The sequence below is a fragment of the Fodinicurvata fenggangensis DSM 21160 genome (assembly GCF_000686045.1).
Taxonomy (GTDB): domain Bacteria; phylum Pseudomonadota; class Alphaproteobacteria; order Kiloniellales; family DSM-21159; genus Fodinicurvata; species Fodinicurvata fenggangensis.
Window position 1 is genome coordinate 79,548 of sequence record NZ_JMLV01000012.1, and the last position, 21,419, is coordinate 100,966.

Sequence of the window (21,419 nt, forward strand, 5' to 3'; positions counted from 1 at the left end):
CACTGCCCAAGCCGAACCGTCCGAGAGCCGTCATGCCCCTTGCCACCAGACTTCTTGCCCCCCTGCTGATCCTGCTGCTTGCCGGCGGCTGCAACGCGCTCTGGCCGGACGAGCGGACGACCGAGGACAGGCTCTCCGTCTTTCCGACGGAGGACCTGCCCTTGAAGCAGCAGGTCAGCCTGCGCTGGAACGACCACCAGGTTCCCTATATCGAGGCCGGCAACAATCATGACCTGGCCTTCACCCTGGGCCTGGTCCATGCCCATCTGCGCGGCGCACAGCTCTCCCTGCTGCGTCATGTCTCCAGCGGCCGGCTGGCCGAAATCGCCGGCCCACCGGCCACGGAGATCGATCATGCCCTGCGCATCCTGGATTTCGGATATGCCACCGAGGAAATCGAGGCCGACCTGCCGCAGGAAACCCGCAGTTGGGTCCAGGCCTTCGTCGATGGCCTGAATCACTACCAGGCGCAGCGCCAGGAGCCGCCGCCCGAGTATGGCCTGGCCGGCCTGGAAAGCGAGCCCTGGACGGTTCGCGACGTGCTGCGCATCGGCCGCCTGGCCGGGTCGGATGTGAACTGGCTGGTCTATTTCTCCCTGCTGGCCGAACGCGGCGATCCGGAATTCCAGCGTCTCTGGAATCGCGCACTCGAGGCCGGGCAGAACGGCACCGTCTCTTTCCGCGAAGGCTCACAACAGCAGGCCCTGTCCGACTTCCTGGGCGGTCTCAGCCGTTCGGGCAGCAACACCGTGGTGGTGGCGCCCGAGCGCAGCGCCAGCGGTGGCGCCCTGATCGCCAGCGACCCCCATCTGGGCCTCAATCTGCCCAACCTGTGGATACTGGCCGGCCTGAAATCTCCCGACTATCATGCCGTCGGCCTGATGGTGCCGGGCCTGCCCTTCGTCGCCGTGGGACGCAATCCCGAGATGGCCTGGGGCGGCACGCATATGCGGGCGGCCAGCAGCGACCTCTACGATGTCTCGGACCTGCCCGCCGACGAGATAGACGTCCGGCAAACCGATATTTCCGTGCGCTTCTGGTTCGACGAGACCCGCCAGGTCCGCCGCACGCCCCACGGGCCGATCATCACCGATGCCGAAATCCTGCCCAACGGCGCGAACGAGACCCTGGCGCTGCGCTGGGTGGGACATGAACCCAGCAACGAGCTGACGGCGTTTCTGCGTGCCAACCGCGCCACAACGCCGGAGGAATTCCGCGCGGCGCTGGAAAGCTTCGCGCTTTCGCCCCAGAACATGCTGATCGCCGACCGGGCCGGCAACATCGGCCACATCATGGCCACCTTCCAGCCCATCCGGGAGGTCTTCCCGCCGCCCAACCTGGTGCTCGATCCCGAAGATCCGGACACCCACTGGCAGGGGCTTCACCGCACCTCGGACCTGCCGTTCCTCCTGAATCCCGAAAAGGGCTTCCTTGCCTCCGCCAACAACCGCCCCACGGACGCCGGTCCCGAAATGGGGTACTTCTTCAGTCCGGACGAGCGCGTAGACCGCCTGCAGCAGTTTGTGGGCGAGCGGCGCGACATCACGCTGGATGACCTGGCCGAGCTGCAGCGCGACACCCGTTCCCTGGGGGCCGAGACCCTGTCGAACTATCTGCTGGGATCCATCCGTAGTGCCGGACTTTTCGAGGAGCACGCGGATTTTCTGGCCCCACTGGAGGATTGGAATGGCGACTACGCGGCCGAAGCGCGGGCCCCCGTCGTCTTCGAAAGCCTGCTCTACCACCTCTGGCCAGGAATCCAGGGCGTGGACAAGGAAAGCGACCTGGCCGACGCCGTCAACGGCTGGAACTACATTCTGGCCTACCTGGAAGAGGACCTGGCCGCCCTCTCGCCCGAAGCGCGCACGACGGCCCTGTCCGAAAGCCTGCAGGCCGCACGGGAGGATGCCGAAGCCTATCCGAGCTGGGGCGATCTGCACCGCCTGAAGGCCGCGCACAGCCTGGCCAACCTGCCGGTGATCGGGGGTTTCTTCGAGTATGGCGACTACCCCGTGGGCGGATCGCGCGAAACGGTCATGAAGACGGCCCACGACCTGGTCAACGCGCGCCACGCGGCGCGCTACGGATCGCAGGCCAGGCATCTGTCCGACCTGTCGGATCCGGACGAGAACTACTTCGTGCTCTTCGGCGGGAACGACGGCTGGCTTGGCAGCGCGAACTTCATGGACCAGGTGCCGCTCTGGCGACAGGGGGACTACATCCGCATGCCCTTGACCCGCGAAAGGATTGTCGAGGACTTCCCGCGCCGGATGCAACTCCGGGCGGGTGATGGATGATTGCCCGTCCGCTGCCGTGCTAGGGTGAACCATGATGGATGCGACACCGATCCTGCGTCTCTATGCACGCTGGCGCCAGCGCCGCCTGGACAGACTGGACCCCGTGAAATGCCAGGAGCAGATCCTGCTCAAGCTTCTCCGGGAGGCGCAGGACACGCGTTTCGGGCAGGACCACGGCTTTGCGGACATCCGGTCCGTCGAAGCCTTCCAGAAATCCGTTCCGCTGCGCCAGTACGAGGATTTCTGGCAGCTCTATTGGCGGGAGTCCTTCCCCCGGCTCGACAACATCACCTGGCCAGGGCGCATCCCCTGGTTTGCGGTGACCTCCGGCACCACCACCGGCAAGACCAAGTACATTCCGGTCACCGACCGCATGCTGGCCAGCAACCGCAAGGCGGGCCTCGACGTCATCACCTGGCACCTGCAGGCCCACCCGGACAGCCGCCTGTTTGCCGGCAAGAGCTTCCTGCTGGGCGGCAGCACGGCCCTGGTGGAGGAAGTCCCGGGTGTCTACAGCGGCGATATCAGCGGCATCATCACGGGTGCAATGCCCTGGTGGGGCAATATCTTCGCCTTCCCCGACAAGGACCTGGCCCTTCTCTCGGACTGGGAGGAAAAGCTGGAGCGCACGGCGGAAGCCTCGCTGACCCAGGATATTCGAAGCCTCAGCGGCACGCCCAGCTGGCTGCTGATCCTTCTGGAACGCGCGCGCGAACTGAACGGCGGGCAAACGCCCTATCCCGAGCTGGAACTGCTGGTCCATGGCGGCGTCAATTTCGAGCCCTATCGCGCGCGTTTCGAGCGCCTGCTCTCAGATACGCCGGCCTCTTTCCGGGAAGTCTATCCCGCCAGCGAAGCCTTTATCGCCGCTGCCGATGCCGGGCCCCACGATGGCTTGCGGCTGAACCTGGATCACGATGTCTTCTATGAATTCGTCCCCCTGGACGAACTGGATCGGGACACTCCGACCCGCCACTGGATCGGCAACGTCGAAACCGGTGTCAACTATGCCATCGCGGTCACCAGCTGTGCCGGCGCCTGGGCCTACCTGATCGGCGATACCGTGCGTTTTGCCAGCCTTCAGCCACCGCGCCTCTTCGTAACCGGCCGCACCTCCTACAGCCTGTCCGCCTTTGGCGAGCACCTGATCGCGGAAGAGGTGGAAAATGCGGTCGCCGAGGCCGCCCAAGCCGCCGACCTGGAGGTGACCGACTACTCCATGGGCGCCGTTTTTCCCGAGGACGACCGCCGCCACAAGGGTCATCACCGCCTGTACATCGAGTTCGACCGCTTGCCGAACAGGGAGCAGCACCAACGTTTCGCCGCGGAAGTGGATCGCCTGCTTACGGAAGAAAACGACGACTATGCCGCCCACCGGTCAAACGAAGTCGGTATGGGCGCACCGGAGGTGCGGGCCCTGCCGGTTGGGACCTTCGCGGCCTGGATGAAGAAGCGCGGGCGGCTGGGCGGCCAGAACAAGGTGCCGCGCCTGATCAGCGACCCCGAACTCTTCGCGGATCTTCAGGAATTCTGCCGCGCGCGGTAATCGTTTTCCCCCTGCTGCAGGGTCCAGGGAACGACCTCTGACAACACCTTGCCGAAGGCCTTGTTGAAGCCGCGAATGATCGCATCCATGCTGTCACGTTCGGCCTTTTGCCGTGTCTCGAAGATCTTGGTGGCCACTACGCTGCTCTCCTGGATCGACAGCAGGCGCTGGACAAGCCGCACATGCACATCCGGCGGCGTACCGTCAAAATACTCGGCCTGGAAATCGCGAACTTCGGTTCTCAATCGGTAGTCCGGGCTCAACGCCAGGCTTTCGCGCCCGACATTCAGTATGCTGTCGGAGTTCTCGAATGCCGCCAGCATGCGGTTGGCGATCATGTCGGACAGGTGATTCGTCCAGTTGGCGCGGGCGAAGTATTCCACCTGAAGCGGCGATTGCTGCAGCGGGATTCTCAGGCTGTCCATGTCGGAGCCCGAGTCCACATCGGCGATGACGAGATGCCAGTCGACCCGGGGCTGGCTGGAAGGCAGCGTCAGATCGGGATCCAGGCGGTAGAGGCGCGGCTCATCCCGCTCGACAGCCTGAATCAGCGAACCGCAACCGGGAAGCAGACCGACACCGCCCAGCAGTCCGGCCGTCAAGAGACCGCGTCGCGAATAGAGAAGCTGTTTCACTGGTCTGATCCTTCCTGCTTACTGTCTGTCACCCTCGGGCTCATAGCCTGACTGGGGGTCGCCCAACAGGAACTGGGCCGGATCCCGTTCGATGCGTGTGACCACCTGGTTCAGATTGCCGGTCAGACTGCGCAATTCGGTCAGCAGTGAGGAAAGCTCCCCCAGCCCCGATGAGGTGAACTCGCTGAGGGGGCCGCTGTTCTGTTCTATAACCTGGTCCAGGCGCCCTGCCACGGCCGTGACCGACTGGGCGGTGTTGCGGAAGTCCTGGACCATCGGGTCGACGGACTTGCTGGTCCCTTCAGCCGTCTTTGCAAAGGCCTCTACGGCCAACAGGGTCTTGTTCGCCTGCTGCGTCAGGTTACCGGTTTCCGTGCGCAGGTCACGTGCCAGATCGGCAAATTCGGCACTTGCGTCCCGCACATTCCCCGCGGCATAGGCGCCTTCTTCCAATATCATGGAGACGTTGGAGATATTCTTGTCGCTGAAGACCTTCTCGGCCTGGCTCAGGACCTTGCTGACCGCCGACATGATGTCGGGGGCCCCTTCCAGGATCTGATCAATTGATGAGGCCTTGGTCTTCAATCTCGGATAGCGGTCACCGGACTGCCTCTGGGGCCGTTCGGCCGAGCGCGAACCGACCGTCAGCTCGATGAAGCGCCCACCGGTCAGGCCCTGGAAGGCCAGGGAGCCGACTGTATCGGCACGCACAGGCGTGCCCTCTTCCACACGAATGACCACATCGACTTTACTCGGGTCACTGTCATTCAGGTGAACGCTGTCGACACTGCCAACCCGCACCCCGTTGTAGCGCACGGAGCTGTCCTTGCTCAGCCCCGTCACGGAGCCATCGAAAACCAGAAGGTAATGATCGAACTTCTTGTCCCAGTTGCTCTCGGCGAGCCATATGGCGAACCCCAGTCCAGCCACGAACAGCAGCAGGACGAATATACCGACCGTCAGGTAGTTTGCCTTGGTTTCCATCAGCTGCCTGCCCTGCCTGTCATTATCTGTCCGGCCGTCCCGTCAGGTCCTGTCATGGGCCTGTCCGGCCTGCCTTCCGCGCGGACCGCCGAAATACTCGCGAATCCACGGATCGGGTTCGCGTACCAGTTCTTCGATGGTCCCGACTTTTACACGCCGGTCGACAAGCACCGCAACCCGATCACAGATGGCGTAGAGGCTATCCAGGTCGTGGGTCACCATGACCACCGTCAAACCCAGGGACGCCCTCAGGTCCCCGATCAGGCTGTCGAACGAGGCCGCCCCGATCGGGTCCAGGCCTGCCGTCGGCTCATCCAGGAACAGGATATCCGGATCCAGCGCCAGTGCACGGGCCAAACCCGCACGCTTGCGCATGCCACCGGAAAGCTCACCCGGATACTTGGGACCCGCATCGGGTGGAAGTCCGGCCAAGGACAGCTTCACGGCCGCCAACTCTTGGCGCAATGCTGGCGAGATCTTGGTGTGGAAGCGCAGCGGGACCTCGATGTTCTGCAGCACCGTCAGGGACGAGAAGAGGGCACCGTCCTGGAAGAGGACGCCCCAGCGCCGGCGCAAGGCAGCACGGGTCTTCGCATCCCCCGTGGCCATGTCCTGGCCAAGAACCTCTATATGGCCGGCATCGGGCTGGCGCAGTCCCACGATGGTATTCAACAGGACCGACTTGCCGGTGCCGGAACCGCCGACTAGGCCCAGAACCTCTTCACGATAGACATCCAAATCCAGGTTCTCGTGAACCACGTTGGTCCCGAAGCGGGTCTCAAGTCCCCTTACGCTGATGGCCGTCTCACTCATGCGCCTCAGACTCCTATCAGCGTAAAGAAGATCGAGAAGAAGGCATCCAGGACGATCACCAGGAAGATGGCCTCGACCACGGCACGGGTGGTCTGCCGTCCGACAGACTCGGCGTCCCCGCCGACACGCAACCCTTCGAAGCACCCGACCAGCGCAATGACGAAGGCAAAGACCGGTGCCTTGATGATACCGACCCAGAACGACCCGACCGAGACGGCATCATGCAGCTGCGAAATGAACTGGTTCGGATCAATATCCAACTGGGCCATGGCCATCACCGCGCCCCCCAGCAGGGCCATGAAATTCGCATAGACCGTCAGCAAGGGCAGGACCAGGACCAGGGCAAGGATGCGCGGCAACACCAGGATCTCCACGGGATCCAGGCCGATGGTCCGCATGGCATCCACTTCCTGGTTGACCTTCATGGTGCCGATCTGGGCGGTGAAGGCACTGCCGGAACGACCGGCCACTATGATGGCCGTGATCAGTATTCCCATCTCGCGCAGGACGGAAACCCCCAGCAGGTTGACCGTGAAAATCTGTGCCCCGAAACGGGCAAGCTGTCCCGCGCCCTGATAGGAAACCACGACACCGATCAGGAAGGCCAGCAGGCCCACAATGGGAAGAGCGCGAAATCCGACCTGGTCGATCTGATTGACCAGCGAGACGATACGCAGGCGCTTGGGGTGAAGCAGCGAACGCCCCGTGGCGACGATGCAAAGGCCGAGAAAGGACAGCAGGTCTCGCGCATCCCGTCCCAGCTCCACGGTCCCCCGCCCCAGTCTTTCCACCAGGCCGCCCAGACCCCGCATGCCGGGTGGCACCGCTTCTGGCTGGGAGGTTTTCGCCACCACGTCCAACAGCTCCTTGCGCGCGCCTTCGGCGCCCGCCACCTCAACCTGGAACCCGCGATCGCGCAGGCCGTTGGCCGTGCGCTCGACGACCCAGGCGCCCGCCGTATCAAGGGCCTCGACGTCGGACAGATCCAGCACCACGTGTTGCGAGGAGCGAATATCCTGGGAGTTCACCAGGTCCGTCATGTCCTGTTCGCGCGCCGCCACCGTCTCGGTGATCCAGGCACCGCTCAGCTCTATGGCCAGCCAGTTGGCCTCGCTGCGCCGCGTCAGACCTGCTTCCAGCAGTTCCGGTGACCGTGATGATACGCGCGAAATCATGGGCTACTGCTACTCCCTCGTCCCCTCTTGTCCCGATGTCTGATTGTCCCAGAGACGAGCCAATTCCTGTTGGTGCACTGCCTGGGCCTCGGCACCCTGCTCGGAGCCGTTATAGCGTCCAAGCTGGCGTAGCAACTGAAAAAACCCGCGTTGAGGAAGATTGCCGGTCGTGCGGCTGACCACCAGTGCGGCCCTGAGAGGACGTCCCGTCGCATGATCCTCGCGCATGGTCTCCTCCAGGAGGGTCGTCAGCCTGTGTATGCTCTGCCCTCCGGTCATGTCCAACCTCTTGGCCAGATCCCGATAGGTCACCGTGCTGCGCTCGGCCCGCAAACTTTCCAGTTCGGCTTCAAGGCGTTCCTTCAGCTCTGAATCCGGCATTGCGGCTGTCCTGATGAATGAGGCGGAGGAGTGCGGCCAGGAGTTGCTCTGACGACCGTAATGCCAGAATGGAGAGATCGAATAAAGAAAAGGTAAAAGCCGAGTTGTCCGAACAGGCCCCTTGGGACCTGCAGACAGTGTAACCGGACTCTGCTCCTGGGATCTGTGAAAATTCAGTCTTACTCTTTCAATTCCCCCTGTCCTTCCCTAAGCTGACGGCAATCCATTCAGAGTGGAAAATGAAGCCAACCGACAGAGGTAGAGGATGACACAGGAACTGCACCATTTCATAGGCGGACAGGTGGTCAAGGGCACCAGTGGACGCACCAGCGACGTCTACAACCCAGCCACAGGTGAGGTGACGGGCAAACTTTCCCTCGCCTCTGCTGCAGAGGTGGACAATGCGGTGCAGAATGCCGCGGAGGCCTTCCAGGACTGGGCCGCCACAACGCCGCTCAACCGGGCCCGTGTCTTCTTCAAGTACCGTGAGCTTCTGGAAGCCAACAAGCAGAAGATCGCGGAGCTGATCTCCCGCGAACACGGCAAGGTGCTGGCCGACGCTGCCGGCGAGGTGACCCGCGGCATCGAGGTGGTGGAGTTCGTCTGCGGCGCGCCGCATCTGCTGAAGGGTGAATTCTCCGAGAACGTCGGCACCAATGTCGATTCCCACTCGGTGCGCCAGCCGCTGGGCGTGGTGGCCGGCATCACGCCGTTCAACTTCCCCGCCATGGTGCCCATGTGGATGTTCCCGGTCGCCATTGCCTGTGGCAACACCTTCATCCTGAAGCCCTCCGAGCGCGATCCCTCCGCGCCGCTGTTCCTGGCCGAGCTGGCCAAGCAGGCCGGTCTGCCCGATGGCGTCCTGAATGTCGTCAATGGCGACAAGGAAGCCGTCGACACCCTGTTGACCCATCCGCAGATCGAGGCCGTCAGCTTCGTGGGCTCCACCGGCATTGCCGAGTACGTCTATCACACCGGCACGGCGCACAATAAGCGTGTCCAGGCCCTGGGCGGGGCCAAGAACCACATGGTCGTCATGCCGGATGCCGACATGGACCAGGCTGCCAATGCCCTGATGGGAGCCGGTTACGGCTCGGCCGGCGAGCGTTGCATGGCCGTTTCCGTTGCTGTCGCCGTTGGATCGGCCGGAGACGAATTGATCGAGCGCCTGGCACCGAAGGTACGCAACCTGAAGGTCGGCCCCTTCGACGACCCGGAGGCCGACATGGGCCCGCTGGTCACCAAGGAGGCCTATGAGCGCGTGCGCGGCTACATCGACTCAGGCATCGAGGAAGGTGCGGAAGCTGTGGTCGATGGCCGCGAGTTGAAGCTGCAGGGCTACGAGAACGGCTACTTTGTCGGCGGCACGCTGTTCGACAAGGTCAAGCCGGACATGCGCATCTACAAGGAGGAGATCTTCGGCCCGGTCCTCTCCGTGGTCCGGGCAAACGACTACGAGGAAGCGCTCAAGCTGGTGAATGATCACGAGTACGGCAACGGAGCCGCCATCTTCACCCATGACGGCGATGCCGCGCGCAACTTCTCCAACCGCGCCCAGATCGGCATGATCGGCGTGAACGTGCCGATCCCCGTCCCGATGGCCTTTTTCAGCTTCGGCGGCTGGAAGCGCTCGCTTTTCGGGGACCATCATGCCCACGGCCCGGAGGGTGTGCGCTTCTACACACGCATGAAGACGATCACCTCGCGCTGGCCCAAGGGTGTTCGCAGCGGGGCTGAATTCGTCATGCCGACCATGAAATAACAGGAAGCAGTCCAGCGGGGCCGGGCCGTGCCTATGTGCGTGTGCCTGGAACCCGCAGGTCGGCCTTTGCGGCGGCCTCGACCTTCTTGAGCGAATCCTCATCAAGGCGCGGAGACAGAACCAGTTCCGCGCCTTTTCTCATGGCCGCCAGAACGGCGATCAGGCTGTCCCGCCGCGTGAGCGGCTGATCCAGCAGCCAGCACTGCCCTTTCCTGCTTTGCGCCTGTGCTCCGGCTTCCTCCACCAGGGCCGACAGCGAACAGGCGCCCGACGACACCACGATCTCGCTTTCGCTTGAAAGTGCAGGTGTCATCTGTCCGGACTTTCCCATCAGCTTGTCCAGCCGATAGAAGGCGGAGTGCGCCGGCACCCGCGAAAAGGTGCCGCCACGCAGATACGGCGCAAGTATGCGCTGGAAAAAGGGCATCTGGCTGGCAAAGCGGGCCACGGCAACCTCTGGCTGCCGGCCTTCGGGCAGCACGGAGAGCAGCCTGTCCTGAACCGCCGAGAGATCCACGGTCAGGATAAGGTCGCCCTCCTCGATGTCCGCAAACTGGGGCTTCAGGTCATTCAATGCCGCGCGCGGATCCAGCAGGCGCGGCGCATACCCGGCGGCAAGACAGGCCAGCAGGGCGGTGATGGCCAAGGGGCAGTTGGGCATGAATATGGTCACCTGCCCTTCCTCTGAGCCCTTCCGTTCGACAAGCCCGGCGGCGAGCCGTTCCGCATCCTCACACAGGTCCGGAACCGAGGTCGCGCGCCCCATGAAGGAAACACGCGCCTTCGTCGAGAGACCCAGTTGTCCGACTATATCCTGGCTTCCTGCCATCCCGGACAACCCCGCGCGACCGATCAGAGGTCCAGCAGCATGCGCTGCGGGTTTTCCATCTGTTCCTTCAGGCGCACCAGGAAGGTGACGGCTTCCCGCCCGTCGATGATGCGATGATCATAGGACATGGCGACATACATCATGGGGCGGATCTCCACCTTGCCATTCACGGCCATCGGCCGCTCCTGGATCTTGTGCAGGCCCAGGATACCCGACTGCGGCATGTTGAGGATCGGCGTGGACAGCAGGGAGCCGAAGACACCGCCGTTGGTGATCGTGAAGCTGCCGCCCTGCATCTCCTCCATGGTCAGCTTGCCATCGCGCGCACGCGCGGCGACATCGCCCAGGGACTTCTCGATATCGGCGTAGGATTTGCTGTCGCAGTCCCGGATGACTGGCACCATCAGGCCGTTGGGGGTCGAGACCGCCATGCCGATGTCGTAGAACTTGTTGTAGACGAGTTCCTCGCCTTCGATCCGGGCATTGACCGTCGGCTGCTCCTTCAGGGCCCCGACCACGGCCTTGGCAAAGAAGGACGTGAAGCCCAGCTTCACGCCGTGCTTCTTCTCGAAGGCTTCCTTGAACTCGCTGCGCACCGCCATGACCTCGCCCATGTCCACCTCGTTGAAGGTGGTCAGCATGGCGGCCGTGTTCTGGGCCTCCTTCAGGCGACGGGCGATGGTCTGACGCAGTTTCGTCATCCGCACCCGTTCTTCACGGGGGCCGCTCTCCGCAGATGCGGACTGGCTGGAGGGCTGCGCCGCGGCGGCGGGTGCCGCCTGACCGGCCGACACCTTGGGGCGCGGCTTCAGTTGCGTCTTGCCGTCGATAACGTTCTGGACGTCTTCCTTGGTAATACGCCCCTGCGGACCGGTCCCCTGGATGCGTGCGGGATCCAGGTCATTCTCCTCGACCAGCTTGGCGACAGCCGGTGACAGACTGGCGGCGCTGGGCGAGGCGGACTCCACGAACTGCCTGAGATCATCGGCCGTGATCTTTCCGCCTTCACCGCTGCGCGGTGCAGCGCTCGGGTCCAGGTGCTGATCGTCATCCGCCTTTGCGTCGGGCTGGCTCTTGCCCGTATCCGCAGCCTTCTTGCCGCCATCGGGTTCAGCCTTTCCGCTCTGTTCTTCCTTGTCTTCAACTGGCGCGGAGTCGCCGCCAGACGCGCCGGCGGCAACCTTGCCCAGGACAGCGCCCACCTCGACGTTCGTGCCTTCCTTGGCGAGGATCTCGGACAGGCTGCCGGCCTCAGGTGCGTTGACTTCCAGGGTCACCTTGTCGGTCTCGAGTTCCACCAGCGCCTCGTCAGCCTCGACGGCCTCGCCCGGCTTCTTCAGCCAGCGCGCCACCGTCGCCTCGGAGACCGATTCCCCAAGGGTCGGAACGACTACATCCACGCTCTTGCCGGAGGCGGCGCTGCCGGATTTGCCCTTGCCTGAAGGGGCGCTGTCGCTGGGCGCGGACGCAGCCTTTTCTTCGGCTTTCGCCTCCTGCTTAGCCGGCTGGCTGTCCTTCTTATCTTCACTGGCCTTTTCGGAACTGGCCTTGTTGGACGGGGCAGCCGCCTGGCCTTCACCGATCAGGCCCAGCACGGCGCCCACTTCGACATTCGCGCCTTCCTCGGCCTTGACCTCGCTGATCGTCCCGTCGGCTGGCGCGTTGACCTCCAGGGTCACCTTGTCGGTCTCGAGTTCCACGAGCGGCTCATCCGCACTGACACTCTCGCCCGCCTTTTTCAACCAACGGGCCACCGTGGCCTCGGTTACCGATTCCCCCAGTGTGGGCACCTTGATTTCGGTTGCCATGTCTTTCCTCGTTCCACCCTTGTACGCCGGACGGGCCTGGCCACCCGGCTTTCGTGTCATCCCTCAGGCGCCGCTACTTGGCCGCCTGCTTGGCCTTTTCCTCATCCATCGCACGCCGTGTACCGATGCGTCCGGTCCGCTTGAGCCCCTTGGTCAAGGCTTCATCTATCAACTGGGCCTGCTCGGCCTCATGGCGCTTGAACGAGCCCGTGGCCGGGGATGCAGCCGAACGACGGCCAGCATACCGCGGGCGCGGGTTCTTGAAACCGACATCCGTGGCCACTTCCTCGATGAAGCTCTCGACCGTGGACCAGGCGCCCATGTTGCGCGGCTCTTCCTGGCACCAGACCAGATCGCAGTGCTTGTAGGCTTCCAGTTCCGCTGCCAGGCCGTCCACCGGAAAGGGGTAGAGCTGCTCCAGGCGTATCAGGTGGATGTCCTTCAGTTCCCGCTTTTCCAGCTCGTCCAACAGGTCGTAGTAGACCTTGCCGCTGCACAGCACCACCTGCTTGGCATCCTTGGGCTGGCTCGGCTGCTGTGGTGCCGGCAGGACCCTGTGGAAAGTGGACTTGCCGGTGAACTCCTCCATGGTGGAAACACAGCGCTTGTGGCGCAGCAGGGATTTGGGCGTCATGACCACCAGCGGCTTGCGGAAGTCGCGATGCACCTGGCGGCGCAGAACGTGGAAGTAGTTCGCCGGTGTGGTGCAGTTCACCACCTGCATGTTGTCTTCGGCGCAAAGCTGCAGGAAACGCTCCAAGCGCGCCGAGGAGTGTTCGGGCCCCTGGCCTTCGTAACCATGCGGCAACAGCATGACCAGGCCGGACATGCGCAGCCACTTGGCTTCGCCCGAGGCTATGAACTGGTCGATGATCACCTGGGCGCCGTTGACGAAATCACCGAACTGCGCCTCCCACAGGGTCAGCGCACGCGGTTCCGCCAGGGAGTACCCGTATTCGAAGCCGAGAACCCCCATCTCGCTGAGGGGGCTGTCCACGATCTCGACCTTGGCCTGTTCCGGATCGATGTGGGCCAGGGGCTTGTAATGCTCTTCGGTTTCCTGATCGACCCAGGCGGCATGACGCTGCGAAAAGGTCCCTCGGTTGCTGTCCTGGCCGGACATGCGTACCGGATGCCCTTCCAGCAACAGGGTCCCGAACGCCAGCGCCTCGGCCGTGGCCCAATCGATGTTTTCGCCACTCTCCAGCGCTTTCTTCTTGGCCTCGAGCTGACGTGCAATCTTGCGGTTCAGGTTGAAGTCGTCCGGCGCCGTGACCAGGGCCTTGCCGACCTTCTCCAGCTCGTTCTTGGGCACGGCTGTCTTGCCGCGGCGCGGATCATAGCCGCGCGCGGCCTTGAAGCCGCTCCAGGCCCCTTCCAGCCAGTCCGCCTTGTTCGGCTTGTAGTTCTTGGAAGCCTCGAATTCCTCTTCCAGCTTCGCATACCAGTCCTTGACGAAAGCCTCGCCCTCTTCCTGGCTGATGACCTTCTCTTCCACCAGCTTTTCCGTATAGAGCGCGCGCACCGACTTCTTGTCGCGGATCGTCTTGTACATGATCGGCTGGGTGAAGGCCGGCTCGTCGCCCTCGTTGTGGCCGTAGCGGCGATAGCAGAACATGTCGATGACGACATCCTTCTTGAAGGTCTGCCGGAATTCCGTCGCGATGCGCGCCACATGGACCACCGCTTCGGGGTCGTCGCCATTCACATGAAGGACCGGGGCCTGGATGATCTTCGCGACATCCGAGCAATAGGGACCGGACCGCGCATTCACCGGATTGGTCGTGAAGCCGATCTGGTTGTTGACGATGAAGTGGATCGTCCCGCCGATGCGATAGCCACGCAACTCCGAGAGATCCAGGGTCTCGGGCACCAGGCCCTGCCCGGCGAAGGCCGCATCGCCATGCATCATCAGGGCCATGACTTCGGTGCGGTCGGTGTCGTCGTGCTGCTGCTGCTTGGCCCGCACCTTGCCCGCCACCACGGGATTGACCGCTTCCAGATGCGAGGGGTTGGCGGTCAGCGACAGATGTACGCTGTTGCCATCGAACTCGCGGTCCGTCGAAGTGCCCAGGTGATACTTGACGTCCCCGGAGCCGCCCACATCCTCGGGATGCGCGGCCCCACCCTGGAACTCGCTGAAGATCGCCTGGAAGGGCTTGGCCATGAAGTTGGCCAGCACGTTCAGGCGGCCCCGGTGCGGCATGCCCAGCACGACCTCCTTCAGGCCCAACTGGCCGCCACGCTTCACGATCTGTTCCAGCGCCGGGATCATGGACTCGCCGCCGTCCAGGCCGAAGCGCTTGGTGCCGGTGTACTTCTTGTTCAGGAACTGCTCGAAGCTTTCCGCAGCCGCCAGGCGCTCGACAATGGCCCGACGTCCCCGCTCGGTGAAATCCGTGCGGTTCAGCTCCGCGCCCTCGATGCGCTCCTGGATCCAGCGCTTCTGGTCCGGGTCCTGGATATGCATGAACTCGACACCGATGGAGCCACAGTAGATACGCCGCAGGCGCTCCATGATCTCCCGGATCGAGGCCGTTTCCAGCCCCAGGACATTATCGATGAAGATCGGGCGGTCATAGTCCGCTTCCGTGAAACCGTAAGTCTTGGGATCCAGCTCGGGATGCGGCTCGATCTCCGTCAGGCCCAGCGGATCCAGCTTGGCTTCCAGGTGGCCGCGCACACGATAGGCGCGGATCAGCATCAGTGCGCGAATGGAATCCTTCGCGGCTGCACGCACCTTTGGATCGTCGCAATAAACCCCGGGGCCTCCGGATGGCGCCGGGCCGGCCCCCTCGGCCTTGTCCACCATCCCGTCCAGCAGGCTGCGCGCCTCCTCGGACAGGGACCCAAAGAAGTCGTGCCAATCGGCATCCAGGCTATCGGGCTCTCCCAGGAAACGGGCGTAAAGTTCGGCAATCTCTGCTGCGCTCGGGCCGATGAGAGCGGTATCAACGTGCGGGTTCTGCTGCGCCATCTTGCAATTTTCCGGCGGGGGCCGGCTGGCGGACCCCGCCGCCTCTCCTTCTGATCGGGTCGCGGCCTTACGCGGCCTTAAGTGCCTCTAACATAGTGCGTCCCAGGTGCGCCGGCGACTCCGAGACGTGGACGCCGGCATCCTGCAGGGCCTTGATCTTGAAATCGGCGGTGTCCTTGCCGCCGGAGATCACGGCACCGGCATGCCCCATGCGACGGCCCGGTGGCGCCGTACGGCCGGCAATGAAACCGGCAGCCGGCTTCTTCCGCGGCGCATCTCTCAGGAACTCGGCCGCCTCGACCTCGGCATCGCCGCCGATCTCACCGATCATGATGATGCCTTCGGTCTCGTCATCATCCAGAAACAGCTTGATGCAGTCGACAAAATTGGTGCCGTTGACCGGGTCGCCACCAATGCCAATGCAGGTGGATTGCCCCAGGCCGGTGGCGGTGGTCTGGGCCACGGCCTCATAGGTCAGGGTGCCGGAACGCGAGACAATGCCGATCTTGCCGCGCTTGTGGATATGCCCTGGCATGATGCCGATCTTGCAGGCATCCGGCGTGATGATGCCCGGGCAATTGGGCCCGATCAGCCGTGTATTGGAATCGGCCAGGGCGCGCTTGACCTTCACCATGTCCAGGACGGGAATGCCCTCGGTGATGCAGACCACCAGCTCGATACCCCCGTCAATGGCTTCCAGGATCGCATCGGCCGCAAAGGGTGGCGGCACATAGATTACACTGGCATTGGCCCCGGTTTCCGAAACGGCATCGCTGACGGTGTTGAAGACCGGCAAGTCCAGGTGCTTCGAACCGCCCTTGCCCGGCGTGACACCGCCGACCATCTGCGTGCCATAGGCGATGGCCTGTTCGCTGTGGAATGTTCCCTGCGCGCCGGTGAAACCCTGGCAGATGACGCGCGTGTTCTTGTCGACGAGTACTGACATTTATGCAGCCTCCTTTACCGCTTTCACGATCTTCTCGGCTGCGTCCGCCAGATCATCGGCCGAAACGATCGGCAGGCCCGATTCTTCCAGAATCTTCTTGCCCAATTCGACATTCGTGCCTTCCAGACGCACAACCAATGGCACATGCAGGGAAACCTCCCGCGCGGCCGCGACAACGCCCTCGGCAATGACGTCACAGCGCATGATGCCGCCGAAGATGTTGACCAGGATGCCCTCGACGTTCGGATCGGACAGAATAATCTTGAAGGCTGCCGTCACCCGCTCCTTGGTGGCACCGCCGCCCACATCCAGGAAGTTGGCCGGCTCACCGCCGTAGAGCTTGATGATGTCCATGGTCGCCATGGCCAGGCCCGCACCATTGACCATGCAGCCGATGTTGCCGTCCAGCTTGATGTAATTCAGCTCGTGCTGGCTGGCTTCGATCTCCATGGGATCTTCTTCGTCTTCATCGCGCAGTTCGGCCACTTCCTTGTGGCGGAACAAGGCGTTGTCGTCGAAGTTCATCTTGGCATCCAGGGCCAGCACGCCGCCCTCACCGGTTACCACCAGCGGATTGATCTCCATAAGCGAGGCATCCAGCTCGGTAAAGGCCTTGTACATGGCGCCCAGGAACTTGACCGCGGCGCCGACCTGCTTGCCTTCCAGGCCCAGCGCAAAGGCGATCTTGCGGCCCTGATAGGGCATGAAGCCAATGGCCGGGTCGATCGCCTCCTTGACGATCTTCTCGGGGCTTTCAGCGGCCACTTCCTCGATCTCCATGCCGCCTTCAGTGGAGGCCACGATGGTGACACGCGAGGTGGCGCGGTCCAGCAGCATCGACAGGTAAAGCTCGCGCGCGATGTCGCAGCCTTCCTCGATATAGAGTCGCTTGACCTGCTTGCCCTCGGGGCCGGTCTGCTTGGTGACGAGCGTAGAGCCCAGCATCTGCTGGGCGCTGTCGCGCACCTCGTCCTTGGACTTGACGACCCGGACGCCGCCCTTGCCATCCGGATCCTCCTTGAAGCGGCCGGCGCCCCGTCCGCCCGCATGGATCTGGGATTTGACGACCCAGACGGGGCCGCCCAGTTCGTCAGCTGCCTTCTCGGCCTCCGCCGGCGTATAGGCCACCTGGCCCTTCGGCACGGCAACGCCGAACTTCGCCAGCAGGCTCTTTGCCTGATATTCGTGGATATTCATGCTGGTCCGTTCGTGATGTTCGTGATCAGTCTGCGGGTGACGACATGGCGGGGCGATCCCGCCACATCCTCTTGCGCACCGGAAGCGCGCGTCACTTTATCACCCTGCCAGTAACACGCAACCGTCGCGACCGCCTTTTGCAGCGCCCGGTCAGGGTTGCCCAAGGCTGGCTGCATCAGCCGCCGGCCAGCTTCTTGCAGGTGTCCAGAAGGCCGCGCACTGTGTCCACCGAGGTCTCGAAGTCCTTGCGTTCCTCATCGGTCAGCTGCAGCTCGACAATGCGCTCGACCCCCTCGTCACCAATGACCACGGGGACGCCGACATACATGCCGTCGACACCGTATTCACCGTCGAGGTAGGCGGCACAGGGCAGGATTCGCTTCTTGTCCTTCAGGTAGCTCTCGGCCATCTCGATTGCCGATGAAGCCGGCGCATAGAAGGCCGAGCCGCTCTTCAGCAGGCCGACGATCTCCGCGCCACCGTCCCGGGTGCGCTGCACGATCTCTTCGACACGCTTGGCATCGATCCAGCCCATCTCGACCAGGTCCGGCAGGGGGATACCGGCCACTGTGGAATAGCGGGTCATGGGCACCATGGAGTCGCCGTGACCGCCCAGGACGAAGGCGCGCACGTCCTCGACGGAGACCTTGACCTCTTCGGCGATGAAATGACGGAAGCGCGCGGAGTCCAGGACGCCGGCCATGCCAACCACCTTGTTGTGCGGCAGGCCGCTTGCCTCGCGCAGCACCCACACCATGGCATCCAGGGGGTTGGTTATGCAGATCACGAAGGCATCGGGCGCGTAGGTCTTGATGCCTTCGCCCACGGAGTTCATGACCTTCATGTTGGTTTCGACCAGATCGTCGCGGCTCATGCCCGGCTTGCGCGGCACACCCGCGGTGACGATCACCACATCGGCGCCTTCGATGTCGGCATAGGAGTTGGCACCCTTCAGCTTTGCATCGAACCCCTCGACCGGCGCAGACTGCGCGATATCCAGCGCCTTGCCCTGGGGAAGGCCTTCGGCAATGTCGAAGAGCACCACGTCGCCCAGTTCCTTGAGGCCAGCGAGCAACGCCAGCGTACCGCCAATATTGCCTGCGCCGATAAGTGCAATTTTGCTTCGTGCCATGAGACGACTCCTCGAAAGCTGTGGTCGGGCAACCCGCCCTTGTGAAATTCACGGGCTGTTTACGCCCTTTGCCTCCAGCGAGCAAGGGACCGGCGACTGCGGGAGCCTCCTTTCAGAACAGTCTATCAACCTTGAGTGGCAGATCTGCCTGCTCTAGCTTCTCCCGCTCGTCGAGAAGCTTTGCACCGGGGCCCCATTGCGCCAACTCCGGGTCCCCTTGCAGCGAACGCAGATGCGTTCTCCTGCCCATTCACTTTCGAAAGAGACGTGGCAACGCAGGCATTGCCTGGTCTTGCCATCGGCCATATTTGGCTTGTCTCCCGACGGGCTCTCGCCCACGGGCTGGAAGAAGGTCATGTCCTGTTTTCCTTGCAGAGTCGGTTAGGCCCACAAACCTCTCTGTCCGGCAGTGATCGCACCACCGGACAGTCGGGCACGGGCAAGCGCAGAGCTTCAACTGGCGAGCATCAGCTGGCAGGTATTAGCCGGCGGGCTTGGTCTCCTTGCCGGAGCCGCCACTCTTGCCTGTGCCGGCAGGAGCTTCAGCCGTCTTCGTCTCGGCTTTGTCTTCAGGTTTCGGTTTCTGTTTCGAAGAGAAATCTTTGAAGGACATTGAAATTTTCTTTCGTAATTTCCGGCATCAATTCACCGGTATCAAATATATGGGGACTGCATTATTGATTCCCAGAATATAATATTTACATAGAGACTCTACGGTTATTTCCGCTTTCGGCCGTAAACACGGTATGGAACATGCAGGAAAATGACGTGGCTTCAAAGCACAAGCCCATGAAAGACCACAGTGATTCAAGAAGAAACCCAGGGGAAAACTTCCCCCACCCAAGCTGAACTTCAGCGTGCCACCGCCCCTTTCCAGACGCCGACGCTCCATGAAAGCCTGGGCCAGCTAGCCACCTCTTTCGGGGGCTTCATCCTGACCTGCGCAGGCATGTATCTGCTGGCCGCGCAATCCTACTGGCTTGCCCTGCTGCCCGCCCCCCTGGCCGCACTCTTCCTTGTCCGCATCTTCATCATACAGCACGATTGCGGCCACTACTCCTTCTTCCGCTCACGCAAGGCCAACAACGTCACGGGTTTCATTTGTGGCCTGCTGACCTTGACTCCCTACACATCCTGGCGCCGCCAGCATGCGGGACACCATGGCATCTGGAACGACCTGGACCGCCGCCAGAGCGGAGCGGATATCTATTCCTCCTGCCTGACCACCCAGGAATACCTGGCTTTGAGCCCTCGCCAACGCTGGGTATACCGTACGGCACGCCATCCGCTGGTCGCCAATCTTCTGCTGCCGCCGCTGATCTTCCTGCTGCTGTACCGCCTGCCCTTTGACATGCCACGCAGCTGGCAGCGTGAAAGACGGGGCGTTTACCTGACGAACATTGCACTGGTCGGCCTGGTCGTGGCTCTCGGCCTGTTCCTGGGCTTCGAGCGGGTTGCCCTGGTTCAGTTGCCGGTCATGGTGCTGGCCGCGATCATTGGTGTCTGGCTGTTCTCGGTACAGCATCGCAGCGAGAACACCGAATGGTTCCGGCATGATCGATGGAGTGCGCAGGCAGCTTCACTCAGGGGCTCGACCTTTCTGAACCTGCCCGGCATCCTGCGCTGGTTCACGGGCAACATCGGCTATCACCATGTTCACCATCTCAATCCGAGAGTCCCGAATTATCGCTTGAAGAGCTGCCACGAGGCCTTGCCGGCCTTGCAAGGCGCAGCGCAACTGAACTTCCGCGAGGCAATGCGCGCGCTCTGGTACCTGCTCTGGGATGAAAGCCGCGAGAAAATGGTGACCATCCGGCAGATGAATCGCGAACAGCCGCAAGCCAGGGCGCCTGCATGAAGCTCTTCGAGTGCCAGAACTGCAGGCAGCGCCTCTATTTCGAGAACACGAGGTGCGAACACTGCAGCATGGCACTGGGCTACATTCCCGAAGCAACGACGCTGAGCGCGCTCTCACCGTCAGACGACGGCCACTGGCAAGCCTTGGCCGCACCTGGCCAGGTCTTCCGCTTCTGCGCCAATGCCGCCCATGACGCCTGCAACTGGCTTGTCCCGCGTGGCAGCGACGAGGTCTACTGCCGCGCCTGCCGGCACAACCGGACGATACCCGATCTCTCGGATGCGCGGAACCTGTTGCTCTGGCAAAGAATCGAAGGTGCCAAGCACCGGCTCTTCTACGGCCTGTTGCGCCTTGGGCTGCCGCTGGTGGACAGGCGCGAAGATGCCACGCATGGCCTGGCCTTCGACTTCCTGGGCCAGGCTCCCGAGCCGTTCGGGGACTCCCCCCAGGTCATGACAGGGCATGCCGAGGGCCTGATCACACTGGATATTTCGGAAGCCGACGATGCGGCCCGGGAACGCCATCGCCTGCAGATGGCAGAGCCCTATCGCACCCTGCTCGGGCATTTCCGGCACGAGATCGGACATCACTACTGGGAAAGGCTGGTGCGCAACGGTGTCTGGCACAGGGCCTTTCGCGATCTGTTCGGTGACGAGCGCCAGGACTACGCTGAAGCGCTACAGACCCACTATAATCGAGGGCCGCTGCCCAACTGGCAGGACCACTACATCAGCAGCTATGCCAGTGCCCATCCCTGGGAGGACTTCGCCGAGTGCTGGGCGCATTACCTGCATATCCTCGACACCCTGGAAACGGCTCATGCCTTCCAATTGCAGATTGCGCCCCGCACCGGCCGCGATCCCGAGCTCGCCCGGACCTTTGACATCGACCCCTACGAGGAAGCGGATTTCGACCGCATATTCGCGGCCTGGCCTGCCCTGACCTTTGCCATCAACAGTCTCAGTCACAGCATGGGCCAACCCGACCTCTATCCCTTTGTGCTGACGCCGACTGTCATGGGCAAGCTGCGCTTCGTGCATGGCCTCGTCCAGACCAGCGCCAGGCACTCCGGCTAGATC

At 62.9% G+C, this 21,419-nt stretch carries 16 protein-coding genes; 5 read left to right on the plus strand and 11 right to left on the minus strand.

The genetic code is table 11. From position 1 onward, the window contains the following. The first annotated feature begins 32 nt into the window (after positions 1 to 32). Together BP38_RS0115010 and BP38_RS0115015 are read left to right on the plus strand one after the other, a co-directional pair. Positions 33 to 2,297 carry a penicillin acylase family protein gene (locus BP38_RS0115010; RefSeq protein ID WP_162175173.1) on the plus strand — a complete coding sequence of 755 codons (2,265 nt, stop codon included), beginning with the start codon at positions 33 to 35 and terminating at the stop codon, positions 2,295 to 2,297. A 31-nt stretch (positions 2,298 to 2,328) separates the two neighbouring features. Next, positions 2,329 to 3,843, plus strand: coding sequence for a GH3 family acyl-acid amido synthetase (locus tag BP38_RS0115015; RefSeq protein WP_026988407.1), 1,515 nt, complete (start codon positions 2,329 to 2,331; stop codon positions 3,841 to 3,843). On the opposite strand, the gene BP38_RS0115020 is transcribed toward BP38_RS0115015, so the two are convergent. From BP38_RS0115020 to BP38_RS0115040, 5 genes are read right to left on the minus strand one after another with little or no spacing between them, the layout of a single operon-like run. After that, complete coding sequence (locus BP38_RS0115020) at positions 3,819 to 4,478, minus strand: ABC-type transport auxiliary lipoprotein family protein (protein ID WP_026988408.1); 660 nt, start codon at positions 4,476 to 4,478, stop codon at positions 3,819 to 3,821. The two genes, BP38_RS0115015 and BP38_RS0115020, sit on opposite strands and share 25 nt — an antisense overlap. A gap of 18 nt (positions 4,479 to 4,496) precedes the next feature. Then, positions 4,497 to 5,462 carry an MlaD family protein gene (locus BP38_RS0115025; protein WP_026988409.1) on the minus strand — a complete coding sequence of 322 codons (966 nt, stop codon included), beginning with the start codon at positions 5,460 to 5,462 and terminating at the stop codon, positions 4,497 to 4,499. Between the two features lie 42 nt (positions 5,463 to 5,504). Continuing rightward, the gene (locus tag BP38_RS0115030; RefSeq protein ID WP_026988410.1) at positions 5,505 to 6,275 is read right to left on the minus strand and encodes an ABC transporter ATP-binding protein; all 771 of its coding nucleotides are present in this window, start codon (positions 6,273 to 6,275) and stop codon (positions 5,505 to 5,507) included. A gap of 5 nt (positions 6,276 to 6,280) precedes the next feature. Next, entirely contained in the window at positions 6,281 to 7,450 is a 1,170-nt protein-coding gene (locus BP38_RS0115035) for an ABC transporter permease (protein WP_081816716.1), read from the minus strand. 9 nt (positions 7,451 to 7,459) lie between these two features. Further along, a complete protein-coding gene (locus BP38_RS0115040) occupies positions 7,460 to 7,831 on the minus strand; it encodes a hypothetical protein (protein WP_026988412.1) in 372 nt (123 codons plus the stop codon). Positions 7,832 to 8,096: 265 nt separating this feature from the next. Between BP38_RS0115040 and BP38_RS0115045 the strand changes: the two genes are divergently transcribed. Next, a complete protein-coding gene (locus BP38_RS0115045) occupies positions 8,097 to 9,593 on the plus strand; it encodes a CoA-acylating methylmalonate-semialdehyde dehydrogenase (protein WP_026988413.1) in 1,497 nt (498 codons plus the stop codon). A gap of 31 nt (positions 9,594 to 9,624) precedes the next feature. Here BP38_RS0115045 and BP38_RS0115050 read toward each other — a convergent pair whose 3' ends face one another. The 6 genes from BP38_RS0115050 to mdh form a co-directional block, all read right to left on the minus strand. Then, complete coding sequence (locus BP38_RS0115050; protein ID WP_026988414.1) at positions 9,625 to 10,422, minus strand: AMP-binding protein; 798 nt, start codon at positions 10,420 to 10,422, stop codon at positions 9,625 to 9,627. Between the two features lie 23 nt (positions 10,423 to 10,445). After that, complete coding sequence (gene odhB, locus BP38_RS0115055) at positions 10,446 to 12,230, minus strand: 2-oxoglutarate dehydrogenase complex dihydrolipoyllysine-residue succinyltransferase (protein WP_026988415.1); 1,785 nt, start codon at positions 12,228 to 12,230, stop codon at positions 10,446 to 10,448. Positions 12,231 to 12,303: 73 nt separating this feature from the next. Further along, entirely contained in the window at positions 12,304 to 15,207 is a 2,904-nt protein-coding gene (locus BP38_RS20945; protein WP_051609422.1) for a 2-oxoglutarate dehydrogenase E1 component, read from the minus strand. Positions 15,208 to 15,274: 67 nt separating this feature from the next. Further along, a complete protein-coding gene (gene sucD, locus BP38_RS0115065; RefSeq protein ID WP_026988416.1) occupies positions 15,275 to 16,153 on the minus strand; it encodes a succinate--CoA ligase subunit alpha in 879 nt (292 codons plus the stop codon). Next, on the minus strand, positions 16,154 to 17,350 hold the full coding sequence (gene sucC / locus BP38_RS0115070) for an ADP-forming succinate--CoA ligase subunit beta (RefSeq protein WP_026988417.1): 1,197 nt from the start codon (positions 17,348 to 17,350) through the stop codon (positions 16,154 to 16,156). 175 nt (positions 17,351 to 17,525) lie between these two features. Beyond that, positions 17,526 to 18,482, minus strand: coding sequence for a malate dehydrogenase (gene mdh / locus BP38_RS0115080; protein ID WP_026988419.1), 957 nt, complete (start codon positions 18,480 to 18,482; stop codon positions 17,526 to 17,528). An 802-nt stretch (positions 18,483 to 19,284) separates the two neighbouring features. Between mdh and BP38_RS0115095 the strand changes: the two genes are divergently transcribed. Further along, the gene (locus tag BP38_RS0115095; protein ID WP_245602426.1) at positions 19,285 to 20,340 is read left to right on the plus strand and encodes a fatty acid desaturase; all 1,056 of its coding nucleotides are present in this window, start codon (positions 19,285 to 19,287) and stop codon (positions 20,338 to 20,340) included. Further along, positions 20,337 to 21,416 carry a zinc-binding metallopeptidase family protein gene (locus tag BP38_RS0115100; RefSeq protein ID WP_026988421.1) on the plus strand — a complete coding sequence of 360 codons (1,080 nt, stop codon included), beginning with the start codon at positions 20,337 to 20,339 and terminating at the stop codon, positions 21,414 to 21,416. Before BP38_RS0115095 ends, BP38_RS0115100 begins: the two co-directional genes overlap by 4 nt. Positions 21,417 to 21,419: the final 3 nt, after the last annotated feature.

What these genes read in the sequence shown, in the direction of transcription:
- BP38_RS0115030 (WP_026988410.1), bottom strand. Translation starts at nt 6,275, where the DNA reads ATGAGTGAGACGGCCATCAGCGTAAGGGGACTTGAGACCCGCTTCGGG.
- BP38_RS0115025 (WP_026988409.1), bottom strand. Translation starts at nt 5,462, where the DNA reads ATGGAAACCAAGGCAAACTACCTGACGGTCGGTATATTCGTCCTGCTG.
- BP38_RS20945 (WP_051609422.1), bottom strand. Translation starts at nt 15,207, where the DNA reads ATGGCGCAGCAGAACCCGCACGTTGATACCGCTCTCATCGGCCCGAGC.
- sucD (WP_026988416.1), bottom strand. Translation starts at nt 16,153, where the DNA reads ATGTCAGTACTCGTCGACAAGAACACGCGCGTCATCTGCCAGGGTTTC.
- mdh (WP_026988419.1), bottom strand. Translation starts at nt 18,482, where the DNA reads ATGGCACGAAGCAAAATTGCACTTATCGGCGCAGGCAATATTGGCGGT.
- BP38_RS0115010 (WP_162175173.1), top strand. Translation starts at nt 33, where the DNA reads ATGCCCCTTGCCACCAGACTTCTTGCCCCCCTGCTGATCCTGCTGCTT.
- BP38_RS0115035 (WP_081816716.1), bottom strand. Translation starts at nt 7,450, where the DNA reads ATGATTTCGCGCGTATCATCACGGTCACCGGAACTGCTGGAAGCAGGT.
- BP38_RS0115045 (WP_026988413.1), top strand. Translation starts at nt 8,097, where the DNA reads ATGACACAGGAACTGCACCATTTCATAGGCGGACAGGTGGTCAAGGGC.
- BP38_RS0115015 (WP_026988407.1), top strand. Translation starts at nt 2,329, where the DNA reads ATGATGGATGCGACACCGATCCTGCGTCTCTATGCACGCTGGCGCCAG.
- odhB (WP_026988415.1), bottom strand. Translation starts at nt 12,230, where the DNA reads ATGGCAACCGAAATCAAGGTGCCCACACTGGGGGAATCGGTAACCGAG.
- BP38_RS0115100 (WP_026988421.1), top strand. Translation starts at nt 20,337, where the DNA reads ATGAAGCTCTTCGAGTGCCAGAACTGCAGGCAGCGCCTCTATTTCGAG.
- sucC (WP_026988417.1), bottom strand. Translation starts at nt 17,350, where the DNA reads ATGAATATCCACGAATATCAGGCAAAGAGCCTGCTGGCGAAGTTCGGC.
- BP38_RS0115050 (WP_026988414.1), bottom strand. Translation starts at nt 10,422, where the DNA reads ATGGCAGGAAGCCAGGATATAGTCGGACAACTGGGTCTCTCGACGAAG.
- BP38_RS0115040 (WP_026988412.1), bottom strand. Translation starts at nt 7,831, where the DNA reads ATGCCGGATTCAGAGCTGAAGGAACGCCTTGAAGCCGAACTGGAAAGT.